17 protein-coding genes are annotated in these 19,451 nt (G+C 59.2%); 6 read left to right on the top strand and 11 right to left on the bottom strand.

Features of this window, described 5'->3' with window-relative positions:
* Positions 1-14: 14 nt before the first annotated feature.
* Together BBA01S_RS35605 and BBA01S_RS48700 are read right to left on the bottom strand one after the other, a co-directional pair.
* Entirely contained in the window at positions 15-497 is a 483-nt protein-coding gene (locus BBA01S_RS35605; RefSeq protein ID WP_027820601.1) for a hypothetical protein, read from the bottom strand.
* 280 nt (positions 498-777) lie between these two features.
* Complete coding sequence (locus BBA01S_RS48700) at positions 778-867, bottom strand: hypothetical protein (RefSeq protein ID WP_218004275.1); 90 nt, start codon at positions 865-867, stop codon at positions 778-780.
* A 595-nt stretch (positions 868-1,462) separates the two neighbouring features.
* Here BBA01S_RS48700 and imuA point away from each other — a divergent pair.
* Genes imuA through BBA01S_RS35595 form a run of 3 tightly spaced genes read left to right on the top strand, consistent with a single transcriptional unit; the run spans position 1,463 to position 6,731 of the window.
* A complete protein-coding gene (imuA, locus tag BBA01S_RS46310) occupies positions 1,463-2,182 on the top strand; it encodes a translesion DNA synthesis-associated protein ImuA (RefSeq protein ID WP_084162742.1) in 720 nt (239 codons plus the stop codon).
* Positions 2,103-3,578: a Y-family DNA polymerase gene (locus BBA01S_RS35600; protein WP_027820600.1), complete on the top strand. Its 1,476-nt coding sequence runs from the start codon at positions 2,103-2,105 to the stop codon at positions 3,576-3,578. The genes imuA and BBA01S_RS35600 overlap by 80 nt, the downstream gene beginning before the upstream one ends.
* 3 nt (positions 3,579-3,581) lie before the next feature.
* On the top strand, positions 3,582-6,731 hold the full coding sequence (locus BBA01S_RS35595; protein WP_027820599.1) for an error-prone DNA polymerase: 3,150 nt from the start codon (positions 3,582-3,584) through the stop codon (positions 6,729-6,731).
* A gap of 91 nt (positions 6,732-6,822) precedes the next feature.
* Here the strand turns inward: BBA01S_RS35595 and BBA01S_RS35590 are convergent, their stop codons facing one another.
* On the bottom strand, positions 6,823-8,355 hold the full coding sequence (locus BBA01S_RS35590) for a GmrSD restriction endonuclease domain-containing protein (protein ID WP_245641692.1): 1,533 nt from the start codon (positions 8,353-8,355) through the stop codon (positions 6,823-6,825).
* 469 nt (positions 8,356-8,824) lie between these two features.
* Here BBA01S_RS35590 and BBA01S_RS35585 point away from each other — a divergent pair, with 469 nt between their 5' ends.
* Complete coding sequence (locus tag BBA01S_RS35585; protein WP_245641690.1) at positions 8,825-9,367, top strand: hypothetical protein; 543 nt, start codon at positions 8,825-8,827, stop codon at positions 9,365-9,367.
* A 463-nt stretch (positions 9,368-9,830) separates the two neighbouring features.
* On the opposite strand, the gene BBA01S_RS35580 is transcribed toward BBA01S_RS35585, so the two are convergent.
* From BBA01S_RS35580 to BBA01S_RS35570, 3 genes are read right to left on the bottom strand one after another with little or no spacing between them, the layout of a single operon-like run.
* Entirely contained in the window at positions 9,831-10,676 is an 846-nt protein-coding gene (locus BBA01S_RS35580; RefSeq protein ID WP_027820596.1) for an MBL fold metallo-hydrolase, read from the bottom strand.
* A gap of 18 nt (positions 10,677-10,694) precedes the next feature.
* Positions 10,695-11,021: a hypothetical protein gene (locus tag BBA01S_RS35575; protein ID WP_027820595.1), complete on the bottom strand. Its 327-nt coding sequence runs from the start codon at positions 11,019-11,021 to the stop codon at positions 10,695-10,697.
* Positions 11,022-11,027: 6 nt separating this feature from the next.
* Positions 11,028-11,570, bottom strand: a complete 543-nt coding sequence (locus tag BBA01S_RS35570) for a hypothetical protein (RefSeq protein WP_027820594.1) — start codon at positions 11,568-11,570, stop codon at positions 11,028-11,030.
* A gap of 163 nt (positions 11,571-11,733) precedes the next feature.
* Here BBA01S_RS35570 and BBA01S_RS35565 point away from each other — a divergent pair, with 163 nt between their 5' ends.
* Positions 11,734-12,639, top strand: a complete 906-nt coding sequence (locus BBA01S_RS35565; RefSeq protein WP_027820593.1) for a LysR substrate-binding domain-containing protein — start codon at positions 11,734-11,736, stop codon at positions 12,637-12,639.
* A 387-nt stretch (positions 12,640-13,026) separates the two neighbouring features.
* Here the strand turns inward: BBA01S_RS35565 and BBA01S_RS35560 are convergent, their stop codons facing one another.
* Entirely contained in the window at positions 13,027-14,190 is a 1,164-nt protein-coding gene (locus tag BBA01S_RS35560; RefSeq protein ID WP_027820592.1) for an alpha/beta fold hydrolase, read from the bottom strand.
* Between the two features lie 109 nt (positions 14,191-14,299).
* On the opposite strand from BBA01S_RS35560, the gene BBA01S_RS35555 reads away from it, so the two are divergent.
* Positions 14,300-15,256 (top strand): LysR family transcriptional regulator, encoded by a 957-nt coding sequence (locus BBA01S_RS35555; RefSeq protein ID WP_027820591.1) that lies wholly within the window; start codon positions 14,300-14,302, stop codon positions 15,254-15,256.
* Positions 15,257-15,379: 123 nt separating this feature from the next.
* Here BBA01S_RS35555 and BBA01S_RS35550 read toward each other — a convergent pair whose 3' ends face one another.
* The 4 genes from BBA01S_RS35550 to BBA01S_RS35540 form a co-directional block, all read right to left on the bottom strand.
* Positions 15,380-16,021, bottom strand: a complete 642-nt coding sequence (locus BBA01S_RS35550) for an HD domain-containing protein (RefSeq protein WP_027820590.1) — start codon at positions 16,019-16,021, stop codon at positions 15,380-15,382.
* A 97-nt stretch (positions 16,022-16,118) separates the two neighbouring features.
* Positions 16,119-17,603, bottom strand: a complete 1,485-nt coding sequence (locus tag BBA01S_RS35545) for a catalase (RefSeq protein ID WP_027820589.1) — start codon at positions 17,601-17,603, stop codon at positions 16,119-16,121.
* Between the two features lie 156 nt (positions 17,604-17,759).
* Complete coding sequence (locus BBA01S_RS46305) at positions 17,760-18,248, bottom strand: DUF3331 domain-containing protein (RefSeq protein WP_084162741.1); 489 nt, start codon at positions 18,246-18,248, stop codon at positions 17,760-17,762.
* A 266-nt stretch (positions 18,249-18,514) separates the two neighbouring features.
* Complete coding sequence (locus BBA01S_RS35540; RefSeq protein WP_027820588.1) at positions 18,515-19,282, bottom strand: alpha/beta hydrolase; 768 nt, start codon at positions 19,280-19,282, stop codon at positions 18,515-18,517.
* Positions 19,283-19,451 lie beyond the last annotated feature (169 nt).

The following is a 19,451-nucleotide window of genomic DNA, read 5'->3' as shown; positions in this document are numbered from 1 at the left end:
TCAGCCACGCGGCGTCAGATTGCGATCACTGAAGGCGGTGCGCGGGCCAGTTGCCGCGAATGGACGAACCAGACACGAAGCGGTTCACGCCGCCGGGAAAGCGGCGCGGCGGGGCGCGAAAGAAGATGGCTGACGAGCAGCAGCAGAATCGCCAGTTGAATGACTTGAGCGAATACCGCGCTGTATGCGCACATCACGTCGGGCGATGTGTGTTGCAAGGTCCAACCCGAACTGGACGCAGTATGAGCGTCAATGTCGTGCACAGTGGCCACCGATGCCTCGACCGAGGCGAGGGACACAGCGCCGGTTGCTGACGCGGGCAAAACGAGTTCGCCATGCCCGCTGCAAAGCACGAGCGTCAAGCCCTGCTCCGGCGCAACGGCGCCGGGCATCAGTCCGGATGGCAGCAGCAACCGGAACGCGAGAACAAGCAGGAAGAACCGCAAAACCCAGCAGGACAACGCGCTCCGCCGCCGCATGTTGCGAAGGCGATTCATGGCAGCGCGATTTTACCCATCTTTACAGAAAACTTAAAACTTCCCTTCAGTCGATTCTAAAAATGCAAACATAGGGATCAACCGGATCAGGGCGATCTGCCCAGCCACGATTTATTGTTTTGGCGTTGAATCTTCTGCCGCGGACCATACAGGCCAGGAACAGCGATTCCGGCCTTCCGCTTCGATACAGGGAATCAACGTCTGCGCCAGCACAGGCAATTGATCGGCTGATCTGGCAGTCCGGTATTTCACGCTGTGCACGCACTCCCGATCGCCAAATTCACAACGATTGAGCCGCGTTCGATCGCCGGTGGCCGTTCGCTAGGCCTTTTGGGCATGTTTCGGAGCAGACGTATAAGGTATCCCGCAAGCGACAGCGGCCGCAGGTATCACATCGCTACGCGCGCGAGACGAGTGCGTGCGCGAAGCCACGAGTCTAGTTCACAAGTCGTCCACCCTTGTCCACCAACATAACTTCGCATCACCGCCTCAGGGCAAACGGGAGCGAAACCGCGCCACGATGACGAGCACCGAGGTGAGCGCACGGTTGCTCATAGTCTAATAAGGCCAGGGATCGAGTGGCCGCTGCTTCTCGACGCCACCTGGCTGATGATGCCCGGGCCCGGGCATCGGATGACGAGGCGCGCGCAGTTGTCGATGGAAGCAAACCCGAGCAACGCCTGCCGTCCCGCCGTTCGAGGGCAGCGGCTGCAGTGTCGGTACCTTCCTTTGCTCCGGTTTCCCCGCTTTAGGATCGGCAGTCAGCAGGCCTTTGATTGGAAAGGAAAATTATAAGGGGCCTAAAGGCAAAGTCGCTTGGGACCTAGGTCGACCTAACCGGAAAATTGCACGAAAATCAAATGGATACCTAATATGATGAATAAGCAAAAAATCCGAATCAGGGACGCTTTGCAGAAGACCCATCATCGGAATATACTGTATAAATATACAGTATAGAGGCCACGATGGCAGCGCAGCCCCTAGTTCGTCCAGAAACCATCCATCCCGACTTGTGGCGGGCGTCGCAGCTTGGTTCTGCCGGGCATCGCACGGTTCGGAGCGGTTTTGACGCTCTGGATGCGGAATTGCCCGGACAAGGATGGCCAGCGGGCTCTTTGACGGAATTCATGCTGCCGCAGCCAGGCTGCGGCGAGCTTCGTTTGCTGCGACCGGCACTAAAGGGCGTCTCGCAGCGCCCCGTGTTTATGGTCCACCCCCCTCACCGCCTTCAGACCGCTGCGTTCACGTGGTGGGGACTCGACACAACCAACCTGTGTGTACTCAACCCAGCGTCAACTGCCGACGCACTCTGGGCAACTGAGCAGATCCTGCGGACTGGAACGGCTGGCGCGTTGCTGCTCTGGCAGTTGCAAGTGCGCGCGGATGCGCTGCGCCGCCTGCATCTGGCAGCACAGCGAGCCGAAACACTGATGTTTCTGTTCCGGCCGATGGCTGCTTTGGTTTCCACATCCCCCGCACCGTTGAGGTTGGCGCTTGAACCCGCGCCTGGCGGTATCAATGCCTCCTTCATCAAGCGTCGCGGACCACATCTCGACAGCCCGGTTTTTGTTCCGTTATCACCGTCACCTGTTCTCCTGAATCGCCATGCACCACTGGATCGGCGTACATCTGCCGCGCCTGCCCATCGAGAGTTTTTGCCCGACCTGGCACATGCCGGTGTCTGAGGATGGCGTCGTGGTGCTCGATAAAGGCTGCGTACTGGCCATGGATGCGAATGCCGTTGCGCAGGGCATCGTCACCGGGATGCGGCGCGGTGGCGTGCTGACGCTCGCGCCGCACGCAGACATTCGTGAACGGGATCTCGCAAGAGAACAGGAGACCCTGCAGGGTGCGGCATTCGCGCTGCTTCAGTTCACGCCCAGCGTCGTGATGGCAGATGAACACGTCGTGCTGGCCGACGTGACAGCAAGCGTACGACTGTTCGGTGGCCTGCGCGCACTGCGCCAGCAGATGCGTCGCGCGATCGCCGGGTTTGGCGTGACGTGCGTCACGTCAATTGCAACAACGGCCGAGGCGGCGTGGCTGCTCGCGCGCACCGGCGGTGGCGTAGCGCTGGGCGAGCGCAGCCAGGCCCGCGCACTGGCACGCGTGCCAGTGACCGTAGTTCCCGCGGCGCGCCGATACGCGGAGTGGTTTGATGGCCTCGGCTGCACCACCCTGGCGGACGTCATGCGTTTGCCGCGCGCAGGTCTTAAAAAGCGCTGTGGCACAGCACTGCTCGACACAATCGATCGAGCCGTGGGCGCCGCGCCGGAGGTTCACGACTGGCTGGAGATGCCGCCAACATTCGAGGCGCGCATCGAGTTGCCGGACAGGATTGAGCACGTCGAGGCCACGCTCTTCGCTGCGCGCCGGATGACGCTCCAGATGACGGGGTGGCTCGCTGCGCGCCAACTTGCGGTGGCCCGCTTCGCCCTCTTCCTCGAACATGAGCGCGGACGCTGCGCAATCGAACCGACCGAAGTCGAGATTGCGTTGGGCGAGCCGACATGGCATGAAGAACATCTCGTGCGCCTGCTGAAAGAGCGACTCGCGCGGATCGAGCTCACAGCACCCGTCATCGCCATGCGTCTGGAGGCGCGGGACGTGCGCCCCGCCGACGCCCCCAGCGATTCGTTGTTTCCAGAACCCGGCGGGACGCCTCAGGATCACGCGCGGCTAATGGAACTGCTCGTCGCGCGCCTGGGTGCGGAGAATGTGCTGCGCGCCAGTCCCCTTGCGGATCATCGCCCGGAGAAAGCGGCCCGCTGGATACCGACTTCGAGCGAAGTATCGCGCGAACGAACGCCGCTGCCTCGCGACCTGCCGCGACCCGCCTGGCTGCTCGATGCCCCGATCCAGCTGATCATGCGCGGTCACCGTCCCTTTTATGGCACCCCTTTGCGTATGGTGTCGCCGGGCGAGCGGATCGAATGCGGCTGGCAGGATGGAGAAACCGTCACGCGAGACTACTTCGTGGCCGAATCTGAAAATAATCTGCACTACTGGATATATCGCGAGCGCGTCGGCAGTCGCGACGAACGCGAGCCGCGATGGTTTCTGCATGGCCTCTTTGGATAGGTCATGGCAACGCCCGATGCATTCGGTGCACTGCCCGCCTACGCGGAATTGCAGTGCGTCTCGAACTTCTCTTTTCTTCGCGGCGCATCGCACGCAGACGATCTGGCCGCGCGCGCGGCGCAGCTCGGCTACACGGCGATTGCGATTACCGACGAGTGCTCACTCGCTGGCGTTGTGCGCGCGCACGTCGAGGCGAAAAAAGCGGGCATCCCGCTGATCGTTGGCAGTGAGTTCGGACTGACGAATGCCGATGGGGCCCAGGCTCTGCGCTTTACCGCGCTCGCGACCACGCGCGAAGGCTACGGCAATCTCAGCGAGCTGATCACGCTCGCGCGCATGAGGGCCGACAAGGGCACATATCGCCTTGCGACGCGCGACCTCGATCATCCCGATCCTGAACAGGCGCACCTGCGAGCATTGCCGGGGTGCATCGTGATTCTCAGCCCGGAGTACCCTGCTGATGAAGCGCGCACCGATGCGCAGGTCGAATGGATGGCCTCGACCTTTGGCGAGCGCGCGCGCGTCGCGCTGACGCTGCACGCTCGCGCGATGGACGACATCCATCGTGGCGTGATCGAGCAGGCAGCTGCGCGCCACGGCGTGCCAGTGGTGGCCACCGGCGCGCCGGTCATGCACGTGCGCTCTCGCAAGCCCTTGCAAGACGTGCTGACTGCGATACGCCTGGGCCGTGCGGTTGCCGACTGTGGCTACGATCTCGCGCCAAACGCTGAGCAGCATCTGCGTTCCCGGCTAAGGCTCGCTAATTTGTATCCCGCTGGTGCGCTTGCCGAAAGCGTGGCGATCGCGCGGCGTTGCACGTTTTCGCTCGACGAGCTGCGTTACGAGTATCCCGACGAACTGGTGCCGCAGGGATTTACGCCCGAGGCGTATCTACGGCAGGAGACGTACATTGGCGCGCACCGCAGGTGGCCCTCGGGCATTCCCCACAAAGTCCAGGCACAGATCGAGCACGAACTCGCGCTCATATCCGACCTGAAGTACGAGCCATACTTCCTGACCGTCTACGATATTGTGCGCTTCGCGCGCAACGAAGGGATCCTGTGCCAGGGGCGCGGGTCGGCGGCAAACTCTGCCGTCTGTTACGCACTTGGCGTGACCGAGGTCGATCCGGCGCGCTCCTCTATGCTCTTCGAGCGCTTCATCAGCAGGGAGCGCGGCGAGCCACCAGACATCGACGTCGACTTCGAGCACCAGCGGCGCGAGGAGGTGGTGCAATACATCTATCGCAAGTATGGTCGCGACCGGGCCGCACTGACGGCTGCGGTGACGACGTATCGGCCTCGCAGCGCGCTTCGGGAATCCGGCAAGGCGCTCGGCGTCGATCCAGCGATCGTTGACCGCGTCGCGAAAGCACATCAGTGGTTCGATTCGCGCGACGATCTGCTTGAACGCTTCCGGGAGGCGGGGCTCGACCCGCAGGCACCGATAATTGTGCAGTGGGCGAATTTTGCCGCCCTCCTCCTCGGCTTCCCACGGCATCTCTCCCAGCACAGTGGCGGCTTCGTCATCAGTCGCGGAAAGCTCTCGCGTCTCGTGCCCATCGAAAATGCCGCGATGGCGGATCGCTCGATCATCCAGTGGGACAAGGACGACATCGAGGCGCTTGGGCTGCTGAAGATCGACGTGCTCGCGCTCGGTATGCTGTCGGCGGTGCGCCGCGCACTCGACCTCATCTCGGACAAGCGTGGCGAGGTATTCGAGCTCCAGGATATTCCGGCGGAGGATCCGGCGACCTACGAGATGATCTGCCGCGCCGACACCGTGGGCGTGTTCCAGATCGAATCGCGGGCCCAGATGAGTATGCTCCCGCGCCTTCAGCCGCGATGCTTTTACGACCTCGTTATCGAAGTGGCGATCGTGCGTCCCGGCCCGGTACAGGGCGGTATGGTGCATCCCTACCTGCGCCGCCGGCAGGGTATCGAGCCGGTCACCTTCCCGAGTGCGCAGATGGAACAGGCGCTCGCGCGTACGCTGGGCGTTCCGATCTTTCAGGAGCAGGTTATGCAGGTGGCCATGCTTGCGGCCGGCTTCTCCGCTGGCGAGGCGGACCAGCTGCGGCGCGCGATGGCTGCATGGCGGCGCAAGGGCGGCCTGGGCGTCTACTACGACCGCATCGTGAATGGAATGCTTGCCCGTGGCTACGATCGTGAATTCGCCGAACAGATCTTCGCGCAGATCCAGGGCTTCGGCGAATATGGCTTTCCGGAAAGCCACGCAGCGAGTTTCGCGCTCATGGTCTACGCGAGCGCGTGGCTCAAATGCCACGAGCCGACCGTGTTCGCATGCAGCCTGCTGAACAGCCAGCCGATGGGCTTCTATTCGCCCTCGCAGCTCGTGCAGGATGCGAAGCGGCATGGTGTAGTCGTACTGCCTGTCGACGTGACGGTGAGCAACTGGGATTCAGCCATCGAAGGCCCGACGACTCACGATCCTTTGCGGCTCGGCATGTCGCTGGTGCGCGGCATGAAAGCGGAAGCGGCCGCGCGCATCGAGATGGCGCGCGCCGTGCGGCCTTTCCTCGACGTATCCGATCTTGCGCGACGCGCCCAGCTCGATCGGCGCGACCTCGAAGTCCTCGCGGCAGCAAACGCCCTTCGGTCACTCGCCGGAGACCGCCGCGCCGCTCTCTGGCAGGCCGTTGCGGCCGCGCCTGATCGCGACCTCCTGCGCGGCGCGACGGACGACGACGAGACGCCTGCGCTGGCGCCGATGACGGAAGGCCAGGAGATCGTCAGCGATTACCGGATGACAGGCCTCACGCTCGGGCGCCATCCACTCGCCCTGCTTCGGCCACGGCTGGCCACGATGAAGCTCATGCCGTCAGACGTGCTGCTACGCTACCGGAATGGCCAGCTCGCGCGCGCGTGCGGGATCGTCACGGTTCGGCAGCGCCCCGGCACCGCAAACGGCGTGATGTTCATGACGCTCGAGGACGAGGGTGGCCAGGTGAACGTCATTGTCTGGCAGTCCGTACTTGAAAAATTCCGCCGCGAGGCGCTCGGCGCTTCGCTGCTCGCGGTATACGGTGTCTGGCAGCGGCAAGGTGAGGTTCGCCATCTGGTCGCAAACCGGCTCGTTGATGTCAGCAGCCTGCTGGGCGAGCTTCCCACCGTCAGTCGCAATTTCTGCTGATCCGAAGATGGACTACCGCTGCCGGCCAGTTGCGGCCGGCCAGAGGAAAAATTCGGCCGCCGGCTAACAGGCCAAGATGAGACGGTCGCAATCAATGCTTTACTGATTGATTGCAGTAGGGATGAGTTAGTTGACAGTTCTCCAATGTGCCGACTCCACCGTCTCTTGCCGGCACGGTGTGGTCGTACGAAACGGACTTGTTCGGATCAAGGTACCCGCCGCAGATGGGACATTTAATCGCGGACTGCAGCGCGGATTTGATGAACGCTGCACTTTTAGTATCGTCGTTGAACGCTTTGCTGCCAGTCACTTTATCTCCAACGATGATCTTTCCGACTAACCGAGCATACGAAACCATGTCGGCTTCCGACACGGCCTTGCCATTGTCCAGCTCCAAGATGATCCGATCTAGCAGAGATGAATACTCGTTCACGCGATGACGGCTGATAGATTTTTGTAAGATCGTCGCAATAAGGTCTTTGTGCGAAATGAGCAAAGCTTCTAGATGAGCTCGTACGCGCGTGAACTTTTGGAAAAACGTGGGATCGTTGTTCGCTAACTTCGAAGCGATCAACGTTGCCGTGCCCATGAATAGAGGCCCCATGTGTCGCCCGGTCGGACCGTAGAAGTAGATCGCGGGATGCAAGCCCAAGCTCCCCTTGTCGTTCCCGGTCATCCGATTGACGAGCGCCAAGGCACGGTTGAGTGCCTTCACGGTTGCGGTGCCGTCGACGTCGTCCGCCTGATCACTCACAAGCTTTGGCGTGCCTTGTTGGTTCCGGTTAGCAAGCAAAATGAATTCGATGAGAACTTGCATTGCGGTACGAACCCCCTTCGAGCCGCCCAACGGCAAATCGAGAGTCTTGACTGGCGCATTTAGCTCGGGCTCGAAAAGAGAGAGGTGGACATCTTGTGCGAGTTTTTCGACCGACGCGCTCGCCGGATCGGGAAAGCGTGACCAATATTTATGGCCCATGCCCGCGCGAATCACTGCTCGTGCGGCAATGGGTATGGGTTTGTTACGATTCGCCAAGAGGAGTTCTTCGATTTCGTCCAGCGGGGTTCCGTTGGTGTTGATCTTGAAGAAGGAGGCTTCAGCCTTTTCAGCATTGCCTTGCACCCATTGGACAGGGAGTCCGCGCGAAACGATCGCGTTGATCTTTCGGAGGTCCGCTTCGGGCAAGTCTGGAGATTGCATGCGGTGAAAGTGCTGCCAGGTGCCGATGCGCTCCGCTACGAGCGTCCGCGTAAGTTTGGCGGCTTTCCTCTGTTCATCGGATATCGCATTGCCGAAAAACTGAAGCGACAACGGGCCGTCGCCGTAGTCGTCCTCAATCCAAGCGCGTAACACGCTGAGACGATGGCCCCCGTCGATGACGTACAAATATGTTGGGGAGCGCCACAAGATGACGGAGGGAATCAGATCACCGTTGACAAAGCACTCCAGTAGCGAGACGACTTGCTCAGGGGTCCAGTGGTTCGTCTCCCGTTGAAAATCCGGCTTACGCAAGCTGGTAGGTAACAAACTGCCGGGTGCAAGGTCACGCAGCGAGACGGTTGCTAGTGAATCAAAAGAAGACGGGACGTCCCCCTCTGCAAGCGCGAAGTCCGCCCTGCGGATCATTGCGTCCAAATTTACAAGTCGGCTCCTGCTTGCCATGTTTTCCCCGCGTGTGCTTGGTTGATCAATGACGTTTACGTCCCCTTCTGCGGCACGATTGTAGAACACGGCCGGGCATGAAGAGCCCAGACCGGACCATCCGGACAGTGCACCGACGTTACCACCGGTCCAGAGCGGTCAGAGGCGCAGCGGGAATGACGATGGGGGAGGGTGATCAGATTAAGGGGCGCGGAGTTACCAGTGACCGTCTTCTGTGCGACGCGGAACTGACAGTGGCCTGCCGTGTCCGGACGACTCAATCGGGTCGCACTCGGCCGGTCGCCCTGCGCCGATGAGTCCTTGGCTCATGCGAAACGCATCGAACAGTAGCCGTCCATGCGCCGCCGGTGGCCAGCTCGTAGCAAGTAAAATACGCCCTCCCGACATTATGGATGCGACGGCGCAAGCCCTTCTCCCGATGAAAAACTCCCTAATGCCGCTCGCTCTGTTCGCGCTGTCCGCAGCGTCACACGCCGCCGGCCTTCCAGCGGAAATTGCTTTGCAGTTACCGCCGGGCTACGAGCCGATGGTGTATCAAGCAGGGCCTCAAATCGAAAGTGGTCGACGCAGCATACTCGTCGTCGTTCACCGGCGAGGCGACTCCGCCGACACGCCGTCGCCGCGCCCGCTCCTGATCTTCGAGGAACGGGCAAGCAAGCAGTACTGGCTCGCCGCGCGCAACGATACTGTTGTATTGCGCGCCAACGAAGGCGGCCAATGCGATCCGTTTGACGACGGCGACGCCGGTCTTGCAGTTAAGGGGCGCTACTTTACGGTGCAGAACGGCGTCGCATGCGGCGCACACTGGACTGACTTCATCACGTTCCGCTACGACGCTGCGCGCCGCGATTGGCTTTTCGACAGCGAGATCCTCACGTCTTCCGATCCGCTCAACGGCACGCCGGACAAGGTCCGCGTAATGCACGCGAACCGCGCCAAGCCGGTCGCATTCGATGCCTGGCGTTCTGCTCGTTGAACCGCCCCGACGTGCGAACGAGGCCGCAACTGCAACAGTTACGCCGTGCGTCCCGCGAAGTGAAGTTGTTTCGCTCGCCCCCATAGAGTGCGCCGTGCTGCGGCAGTTCAACCAGCACATGTATTCAACTTTGCTTTCCGGCAATGGGAACTGAAGTTGGACCTTGTTGATGAAGGGAAGTAAAAGTGAAACTTTGTGGAGAGGTCGCGGAAACGTTTTTTTCTCGGGGTGGCGTAGCTAAGGCGGCGGGCCGGCGACTTTCAGGTGCATCGGGCGGTAGCCGGCCAGGAAGCGACAGTCGCCCACCTCAGCGGTTTGCCCTTCGAACGGCAGCTTCAGCCTCGGCAACAGTCGTACGCCACGGTTCCGACAAGTCAGACTGGCGGACGTCACCCAAGGTGCTTCGTCAAGCGACGGCAGAACGTCTACGGCAAGCGCCTCACAGTCAGCGACACGCCAGGGCTCACGCTTCGGCCTCATAAAACAGACCGTATTTCCCCCTCGTTCGCGTTATACGCGCGAAACCGGCTTCGCCCAAATGCATGCCGGCGATCAGAAGACGCTCGGAACTAACCTGGTCCAAAAGCCGGGATCGTGTAGTCGCGGCCAAAGATGCGTCCTGATCGAACGCAATCGATACATCCGGCCGCTCAATTTGAATGTGCGGAAAGTGAACCACATCTCCCCAAACCAGCAGACCCATATCGCCAGATTCGAGGAGATAGCCGGTGTGCCCGTCGGTGTGCCCCGGAAGTGACATCGCCCGGATACCCGGAAGCACATCCCCATCTTCGAAAGTACGGAGCGTGTCGCTGTAGCGATCGAACACTCGGCGCGCGATAAGGAAGTTTCCGCGCGCCCGTTCGCTGGCTTGCGCCAGATTGCCGTCGTCCTGCCAGAACTTCATCTCTCGCTCATGAACGACAAGTTGTGCGTCCGGAAAGGCCATCTGTCCTGCGGCATCCAGCAGCCCCCCGACGTGGTCAGGATGGGCGTGTGTTAGCAGCACGGTGTCGATCGTGGACGGTTCGATTCCGGCAAGCAATAAATTAGGCTTCAGGCGACCGCCCCATTGCTTGATCCCACCAGCGCCACTGTCGATAAGCACGGTGCGGCCCGCTCCGCGCACCACGTAGCAGTTGATATGTACAGCAGCGGGCTCCTTCTGCCCCGCGTCGCCCTGCATTCTGGCGGCTTGCGCGACGTCAATATTCGAAAGATAGTCGAGGCTGGCCGTGAGATAGCCATCGCTGATGGCGGTAATCGTGAAGTCGCCGACTTGCTGACTCGGAAACGTAAGGGTGGGCACCATGCTTCTCCAGACCAATCAATTTCGGGCGTAAATGTTCGACGCGGCGTAGCCAAAACAACGGATGCGCGCCGCGAAACCTGTGCGGCAAGCGATGGCGCTCTCGAGCGCTTCCATGAACCGGTTCATTACTGCCGGCGTGCGAAACATCTCAAGGCGATATTGGACTTCCACGAAAACGGGATGTCCGTGCCCATGGCGAACGTCCACGTAGACGACGTGAACGTTTTTGAGTTCTGCTTCGAGTACGTTGGTGCAGAGTCGGACACAGTCGTCGGACAGGTCGGCAAGCCGTTCGTCGGACGGCATTTTCCCAGCGTCAATGTAGAACGTGACGTTTGGCATTGCTGACTATCTTTCCTGCGCGGTCAAAGCCGCTCGAGCGCTGGTCAGTTGTTCCGTCATCGGCGTATAAAGGTGAACGCCCTCAAGACCCTCGAAAAGACGGGCGTCGCTCAGACGCAGTTTTGCGAGCCAACGAAGTTCCGGAAACTTCTCCAGCGCAACTGCTTGCATGGCCAACGGGTCGAGGCCCATTCGGATCAGCGAATCGGGGCCGCTTGCGCAGAGCGCGAGCAGTTCGTCGGCGTTGACCGCGGGCGCCACACCAATATCGCTGTAGAGATTTCGATGCCAGTCGGTGATGTGTTGCTGCCACCTTGCGAAATTACCGCCGCCCTTGCGGCGATATTCGTCTCCCGTCAGAACGTCGAGACTGTCGATCGTGTGGACGGCGAGGTAGACAGGGCAACCATCGCTTATCGCCTTGAAGCGCTGCGACGTGTGAAAGCCGGCCACCGAGATAAGAGCAGGCAGCTTTTCGAGACTATAGAAGTTGTTCCATTCGGCCTCGCTGGTGGGATCGGCGAAGCTGCATTCCACGGTGTAGATCATCGGATTTGTCCTTGGTGGCGGATGCGCATCCCGCTGCAAGCGCCACGTTCATTGCGGTAAAGTCATGCTAGCCCGATGTTTCCCCCGTGAAAATCGAAATAATGTCAGCCTTCAGTGACTTTTACTCAAGCTGATGCCCATCCAATAGCTCGGCCAGACTCCAGTGCGACGCAAGATCCCAAGCAACTCAGCACTCCTGGCCTTCGAGGCAGCGGCGCGACACGGAAGCTTCGCCCGCGCCGCTGAGGAATTGGCGCTCACTGAGGGCGCCATCAGTCGTCAGATTGCTCGGTTGGAGTCGTTTTTGGGTGTTGCACTATTCGAGCGAGTCGGAAATCGCGTGCGGCTTGCACCGAACGGCACGCGATACGCAGTGCAGGTTCGGGAGAGTCTCGATCGGCTGGAACGCGACAGCCTGTATCTGATGGGGCAGCCCATCGAGGGCGCGAGCATCGATATCGCAGCCATTCCGACCTTCGCAACGCGTTGGCTTATTCCCCGGCTGAAGCGCTTTCAGGACAAGCACCCGAACATCACCGTGCATATCGCAGAACGGATGGACCCTTTCCTTCTTGCAGGTAGCGGTTTCGACGCAGCCATTCACTTCGAGCATCCCGCATGGGCGGGTATGCATTTACATCACCTGCTCGAGGAGGTGTTGGTGCCCGTCTGCAGTCCGGCGCTCCTCGAGGACGCCGGCGCGAACACGCCGCTGGATGAACTGCCACGCCTTCACAGGCGGCAAAATCCGGACGCCTGGCAGCTTTATGCCCAGGAGGCCGGCATCGTGCTGACCAACTCTGCGATCGGTGCTCGTTATGATCTACATTCCATGCTGATTGAAGCGGCGCTAGCCGGCTTGGGCGTGGCATTGGTGCCGCGCCTTTACATCGGGATAGAGCTTGAACAAGGCCGTTTGGTTGCGCCCTGGCCGGTAGGTAAAGGGGTCGCCAAAAACTTCAGCCTCGTTCTTCCCGAGCCAATCGAATTGAGTGCAGGGCCACTACAGGCATTTGCGACATGGATTCTCAATGAAGCCCGAGGCTTAGCGCTTCAGGGCAGCACCTGAAGCGAATCGCAAACCGCGAACTCACCAGGGTCTGTTCGCCAAGTTGTCGCCTCCCTTCGAACTTGCCTCCGTTCACCGCGACTCAACGAACGGCCGTTGTATCTTGAAAGCGGCCAAATAGGTCAGGTTGAGGCCTAGGGCTGCTACGGGTCGGCTGCCGACCATCGTTGTCTGGATCCGAAGCACGCGATATGCGATTCGCATAAGACGGCACTCGGCCAGGAGCGGCCGCTCGCTCGTCGGCGGCCTATGTCCGAAGAGCGACCGGTTTCGGTCATTGGATCCGCCGGATATCAGCTCACCTCTCAAAGCCTCCTCTTTCGCTACTGCTGCTCAATGCTCTGGCCGCGGGTCTTCACGAACCGGGAAGCCGACTTCGTCTCGCTTTCAGTTCAGCCCAAGCGGATTCGAGATCACGAACCGCCAACCTCCGTCCCGCCCCCTTTCCATGACCTGCGTTGCAGTCCCGGATTGGACTTGTGTGTCGCCGTTCTCCGTTACCACTTCCAAGGTCCAGTCGAGCAACACAAGTGCAGTGCCTCCGGTGCGCAGCACTCGACGAACGGTATTGGTTATTCGCGGTTTTGACGTCAGCAACTGCGCGAAAGCATTTCGCAGGTCGGCGAAATTCTCTTGTGTCACGTCACCGCTCGTCAGCCTCATTGTGGCTTGATTGCTGAATACGCCGAGCAACTCGTCGAGATCTCCAGCATTGAACGCCGCGTCAAATGCGCCCGAGACCTGCTCAGGTGTGCTGCAGACGACGGAACGATCTTCTATCGCTTGAGCAAATCTTCCGATGATCGTTGCGACCTCAACCGGCGTTTCCAGAGGTAACAGGTGTCCGGCGTCAGAGACGAAGTGTGTCGTCGCATGGGGAATATGAGGCAGCAGTTCCGCCTGTAACGTGGAGAAGCGATCCACCTGATCCAACTCCCCAGTGACGACAATGGTAGGCACGTCAATCGAGCCCACTGCGGCGGAGATGTCCTCGCGCATTGCGACGTTCGGCCACGCCGCTTTTGCCTGCGGCGCAGCTTTGAGGCTGTCTTCGATAATCTGCTCGCGACATGAAGCGTCGAGCTTTCTTGCAGTGAGTACGTGATCGATGACAAATTCGACCGACTCGCGCGATTGATATGCGCCAGTCAACGTCGCACGTTCCTCCTCGGAGAGAAGCATTGGTGATGGCGGAGAAGGTGCAACAAGGACCAGACCTTCCAGTCCGGCCGGTCGGCGGGATGCGATGAGCTGCGCGACCTTCCCCCCCATCGAATGACCGACGAGGATATAGCGCTGCAAACCCAGGGTGTCGATAACACCTTCGGCGTCCGCAGCGAGTTCAGCGATCCCGTACCCATGCGAAGGCGCGGCAGAAGCACCCCACCCTCGATGATCGGTTGCAACGATTCGATATCGAGCCGACAACTCACTTGCCACACGGTCCCACGTGCGGGACGAGCCTCCGTAGTAATGCAGGAAAACCAGCGCCATTTCCCCATTGCCTCTCTGCGCCACGTGAATTCGCGTGCCGTTCGTTTCGATGTCCATTTTTCACTCTATCTCCGTTGGGTATGGCAATCGTAGATCCGCACCCTATCGGTGATAATTGCCGAGTCTGTAGCGACAGTCGATAATGATGGTATCGAATGGAGGCACAATGGACAGACTGACGAGTCTCGGCGTATTCGTCGCCGCTGTGGAGGAAGGCAGCCTTGCAGCAGCAGCCCGGCGCTTCGGGCTGTCTCCAGCGATGGCCGGCAAGCATGTGAGCGCGATTGAGGCGCAACTGAATGCGCGGCTACTGCAACGAACCACACGGCGCCTGAGTCTGACCGAAACGGGGCAGGCCTACTATGAACGCAGCAAGCAGATTCTCGAAGCGTTTGACGACGCCAATCGGGAGGCGAGCGATACCCAGCGTACCGCGCGCGGTATTCTGCGCGTTTCAGCGCCCGTTACGTTTGGCGCGATGCATTTAGGTAGCGTGACCGCCCAATACCTTGAGGATCATCCTCAGGTGAACATCGAAGTGCTGCTTGGCGACCGATATGTTGATCTGCTCGATGCGGGCATCGACGTCGCGATACGCATCGGCCGACTCGATGACCCCGGTGTGGTTACGCGCAGGATCGCTCCCTGTCGGATGCTGATGTGTGCATCACCGGCCTACCTCGATCGATATGGCACCCCACGCACGCCGCAGGACCTGAGCAAGGCGCAGCGCCTATGCTTCAGTGAAGCCGTGTCTGCGGGCGACTGGACGGTGTTTGACTCGAAAGACCGTGCGCACGTCATCGACGGACCTTGCAGGCTCGCAGCGAACAATACGCAAATGCTTCTTTCCGCCACGTTAGCCGGAGCGGGCATTGCGTACGGTCCGACTTTCGTCTTCGGCGAGCATCTGCGCTCCGGGCAGCTCATCGCGGTTCTTCCGACCTATCGCACCACGGAGCTTGTCATTCAAGCTGTCTATCCGAGCGCGCGGAGCATACCGCTTAAAGTGCGCCGCTTCGTCGATTACCTCGCGACAGCATTCGGCGACATTCCGCCTTGGGACCAGATGCCAGAAAAATCAAGAGGTTCGCGGACGCGCGTATCGCCTCGATCCAGGTAGATGACGGGACTATCCTGGCGATCCCACGATAGAAGCCAAGCGCGTTTGTAACCAAGACTCGGATCGGCGAAGGAAGATCGAACAGGCCAAGCACGATCCGAGAACAGTCGCAAAAGACGAAATTCAAGAGGGCCACATGGATCTGCGAATCACGCAGCAGAAATTCCCGGCGTGGAAATGTGGTTCTTTATCTGCGATCACATCAGCCTTAACGTTACCGAACGTCGTCTCAGGCTTGTGTCTGATTCCCTCGTAGAAGGCAGAAATAATTTCTTCCTTGAAACTATCGCCGCGCGGATGTGCCCTTACGACTGCGTCACGGTCAGTATCACTGTACTGATCATATTTCAGACCGAGAACATCCATTTCCACGCCGGCAGTCACCAGTGCAATGACCGGATGCATGTGCTGGGGAATACCGGGCGTCGTGTGCAACGCAATGGATGTCCAGACGGTGTCGATATCGCTCTGCGATATGCCTTCTTGCTTGAGGAAATCACGCGCAGCGTTGGCTCCGTCGACTTCGAACCGCTCGTTCGCGCTGCTGTACTGTTTCATAAGACCGAAATCGTGAAACATGCAGCCGCAATAAAGCAGTTCCGGGTCAAATTTGAGCTTTTGCCTCGCACCAGCGAGGGCGCCAAAGTAGAAAACCCGGCTCGAATGGTTGAAGAGTAACGGGGTGGTGTTCTCCCGCGCGAGTTCGGTCACTTTCCTGACAAGTGCACTATCCGGGATTGTGACGCCGTCAATTTCGATTGTCATCGTTCGCTCTCTTGGTGTGTCCGCAATACGCGGATGAAGGAGATACCCCACTCGTCGCCAGCGTGGTGACGTAGTGGTGAACAGAAAAACGGTTGGGCTAGCGAGGACGGTTGGGCTCGTCGCGTACGGACATATTCCCACGCTGGTCCTGCGCTTCCAGGGCGAGCCTGACACCCGCGCCATAGGCAGGATCAGCCTTTGTGCAGTGCTCGATATGGAGTTCCCGAACTGCAGCGGAAACGCCATCCATCGCACGTGCGGTATTTCCAAAAAGCACATGCTGTTGTGCTGCAGACATCAAGCGAAACAGATCCCCCGGCTGACTGAAATAGTCCTCATCGGTGCGGTGATTCCAGTGGCCTGCTTCCCCCTCCAGCGGCAACGGCGGCTCACTAAAATCAGGTTGATCGAGCCAGGCGCCGGTTGTATTGGGGTTGTATGACGTTAATCCGCCCCGGTTGCCGTCGACACGCAGGAGTCCATCGCGGTGATAGCTGTTGTAGTGACTTGTCGCCTTCGGCGCGTTGACAGGAATCTGGTGATGATTCACGGTCAGCCGATAGCGCTGTGCGTCACCATACGAAAAGAGCCGACCTTGTAGCATCTTGTCGGGCGAAAAGCTGATTCCGGGGACGATGTTTGCAGGATTAAAGGCTGCCTGCTCGACGTCTGCAAACCAGTTTTCCGCGTTGCGGTTAAGCTCGAAATGTCCTACCTCGATGAGAGGGTAATCCTTCCTGGACCAGACTTTGGTGAGATCGAAGGGATTGAACTTGCACGTGGAAGCCTCTTTTTCCGGCATGATCTGGAAGTAAAGCGTCCAACGCGGAAACTCGCCGCGCTCAATCGCATCATACAGATCCCTATGGTGGCTTTCGCGATCGGAGCCAACCAGAGCGACCGCCTCTGCGTCGGTCAGATTCTGAATACCTTGCTGCGTATGCATGTGAAATTTGACCCACGAACGCTCACCGGCCGCGTTGATCAAGCTGAAGGTGTGACTGCCAAAGCCGTGCATGTGGCGAAACGAACGGGGGATACCACGATCGCTCATGACAATGGTGACCTGGTGAAATGCCTCGGGAAGCTGCGTCCAGAAGTCCCAATTACTTTGGGCGCTGCGCAATCCCGTGCGGGGATCACGCTTGATCGCGTGATTGAGATCCGGAAATTTCAGTGGATCTCTCAGGAAGAACACCGGGGTGTTGTTCCCTACAAGATCCCAGTTACCTTCTTCCGTGTAGAACTTCAACGCGAATCCACGAATGTCCCGTTCTGCGTCTGCAGCGCCTCGCTCCCCCGCGACGGTCGAGAAGCGGGCAAACATCTCTGTAGTCTTGCCAACCTCTGAGAACAGCTTTGCACGCGTATAGGCCGTTACATCGTGAGTCACAGTAAACGTACCGAAAGCGCCCGACCCCTTGGCATGCATACGACGCTCCGGAATAACTTCCCGATCGAAGTACGCGAGCTTCTCGAGGAACCATACGTCCTGGAGAAGTGCTGGGCCGCGCGGCCCGGCTGTCTGAATATTCTGGTTATCCGGCACAGGTGCGCCGAATGCAGTCGTCAATTTGCTCATTGCGTGTTCCGAGGGAGGCTACGTGAAAAACAGGAGATGAGTTTCACGGTGACGCGACGCGTTCGACACGTACCAGTGATTTCTCCCAGGCGTTGCAGGAAAGTGCGGAGAATTTTTGATTGTTTGAACTGTCAGTTACCGTCGAACTTGCCAGTATCAGGAGTTCGAAACTGAAGAACAATAATAGAGATTCCTCACGACGCGATAGTCGGCGGCATCGAATGCATCGACAAGTCTGTGCTTCAGATCGCGGGGAATCTTCGACGCCAGCATCATCCAATCTGCGTTATGGGGGAAATGACCGCGCGTCGACGGCTTGTAGATATCATCGCCGCGCCTTATGCGATCACCCGATAGCACGCAGTGTCCACTTTGTCGTGCACGGCTAAGTTTCCAGGTTTGAGCGCCATAATGACCAGCAGTTGAGTCCCTGCACGCAATCGTGAGATTTCCGGCCGGATTACATCCGATGAACTCGATGCGTGCTGTCGCACCGGGCGTTACAGGCTTAATCGAAGTTTCTTGACTTAGTCTGCGTAGCCTGGTGAATTGTGGTCTTTCGGTGTCTCGCTTCAGATCTTTTGAGATCGTCTCCAGCAGCGCGAGCGTGCTATCCCAAATAGCGTTTCGATCCAGCTCGATCATTTCTCACCCTTCCGTCGATTTGGCGAAATATCAGTTTGATGAAATCCTATGACAAGAAAAATCAAGGAAAAGTGAAGATTTGGATTTTTAAAAAGATACCCCGCCAATAATGGCGGGGTGAAGATATCGCGGAAGACTCGCGATTTACCCGAATCTCTCCATCAGTTCTCCAAGCCACCACCAGTCACATCAACGTAAAAAGCGGTAGCTTTTCGACTGTCGGATCCATTAACGGTGCCATGCCCGCGTTATGGCTCCCTCAACGATCATTGAGCAGACTTCTGCGCTGCCTTCTCGATGAGTTTCGCAACCTCCTTGGGGTGGGACATATACGCTACGTGGCTGGAATCGAGTTCGATCGTGGTGCTACCGGCGCGCTTCGTCATGAACCGCTCGAGATCCGGGTTGATCGCACGATCCGCAGTCGCAACGACTGCCCAGCTCGGCTTCGTTCTCCACGCGGCCGTTGACACCGGCGTACCGAAGGACGCGGCGGCCGGCATGACCTGGGAGCGAGCCATGAACTCAGCTTCGGCCGCCGGCAAGTCAGCCGCGAAATCTGCGTGGAAGTGAGCCGGGTCGAGGTACAGAAAGCCATCTGCGGTAGCCTTGATCGCGGTGGAGGCCGACGGTATCTTCTTGGCGAGATCCATCGCGCTTTCTCCCGAGTCCGGCTCAAAAGCGGCGACATATACGAGGCCTGCCACCTTCGCGTCATTTCCCGCTTCCGTGATCACAGCGCCACCATAGCTATGACCAACGAGGATCGACGGTCCCGACTGCGCATCGACTACGCGCGTCGTAGCTTTGACGTCATCCGCAAAAGACGTTTCGGGTTCCTGTACGACCGAAACGTTGTAGCCGTCGCGTGACAGGATCCTGGAGACGTTCTGCCAGCCCGATCCATCGGCAAAGTAGCCGTGTACGAGAACGATATTTTTGACCGGCGCTGCGGTCGCGGCGGCAGCGCCGAAGAACGCAAACGAAGCAAGAATCGCCGCGGCGATACGGCCATATTTGGAAGCAGCTTTCATAGTTAAAGTCCGATAAATTCAACTTGGGTACGGCCAGGGCACGGCCACGCTCTACTACGCCCAATTCACAGATGCGCTTTAAACCAGTCGACAGCCGCGCGCGAAGCGGTCTCGAACTCTGCGAGATAGGGATCGAAATGCCCCCCCTTCACTATCGCCAGTCGCTTAG

The organism is Paraburkholderia bannensis NBRC 103871, assembly GCF_000685015.1.
GTDB classification, from domain to species: Bacteria; Pseudomonadota; Gammaproteobacteria; order Burkholderiales; family Burkholderiaceae; genus Paraburkholderia; species Paraburkholderia bannensis.
The sequence above is the reverse complement of the archived record's forward strand: the minus strand, read 5'-3'. Positions and strand labels throughout refer to the sequence as shown.

Excerpts from the sequence above, each read along its gene's own strand:
- BBA01S_RS35540 (WP_027820588.1), bottom strand. The coding sequence starts at position 19,282 with ATGAAAGCTGCTTCCAAATATGGCCGTATCGCCGCGGCGATTCTTGCT.
- imuA (WP_084162742.1), top strand. The coding sequence starts at position 1,463 with ATGGCAGCGCAGCCCCTAGTTCGTCCAGAAACCATCCATCCCGACTTG.
- BBA01S_RS35550 (WP_027820590.1), bottom strand. The coding sequence starts at position 16,021 with ATGACAATCGAAATTGACGGCGTCACAATCCCGGATAGTGCACTTGTC.
- BBA01S_RS46305 (WP_084162741.1), bottom strand. The coding sequence starts at position 18,248 with ATGATCGAGCTGGATCGAAACGCTATTTGGGATAGCACGCTCGCGCTG.
- BBA01S_RS35545 (WP_027820589.1), bottom strand. The coding sequence starts at position 17,603 with ATGAGCAAATTGACGACTGCATTCGGCGCACCTGTGCCGGATAACCAG.
- BBA01S_RS35590 (WP_245641692.1), bottom strand. The coding sequence starts at position 8,355 with ATGATCCGCAGGGCGGACTTCGCGCTTGCAGAGGGGGACGTCCCGTCT.
- BBA01S_RS35600 (WP_027820600.1), top strand. The coding sequence starts at position 2,103 with ATGCACCACTGGATCGGCGTACATCTGCCGCGCCTGCCCATCGAGAGT.
- BBA01S_RS35595 (WP_027820599.1), top strand. The coding sequence starts at position 3,582 with ATGGCAACGCCCGATGCATTCGGTGCACTGCCCGCCTACGCGGAATTG.
- BBA01S_RS35570 (WP_027820594.1), bottom strand. The coding sequence starts at position 11,570 with ATGATCTACACCGTGGAATGCAGCTTCGCCGATCCCACCAGCGAGGCC.
- BBA01S_RS35555 (WP_027820591.1), top strand. The coding sequence starts at position 14,300 with ATGGACAGACTGACGAGTCTCGGCGTATTCGTCGCCGCTGTGGAGGAA.
- BBA01S_RS35575 (WP_027820595.1), bottom strand. The coding sequence starts at position 11,021 with ATGCCAAACGTCACGTTCTACATTGACGCTGGGAAAATGCCGTCCGAC.
- BBA01S_RS35560 (WP_027820592.1), bottom strand. The coding sequence starts at position 14,190 with ATGGACATCGAAACGAACGGCACGCGAATTCACGTGGCGCAGAGAGGC.
- BBA01S_RS35585 (WP_245641690.1), top strand. The coding sequence starts at position 8,825 with ATGCCGCTCGCTCTGTTCGCGCTGTCCGCAGCGTCACACGCCGCCGGC.
- BBA01S_RS35605 (WP_027820601.1), bottom strand. The coding sequence starts at position 497 with ATGAATCGCCTTCGCAACATGCGGCGGCGGAGCGCGTTGTCCTGCTGG.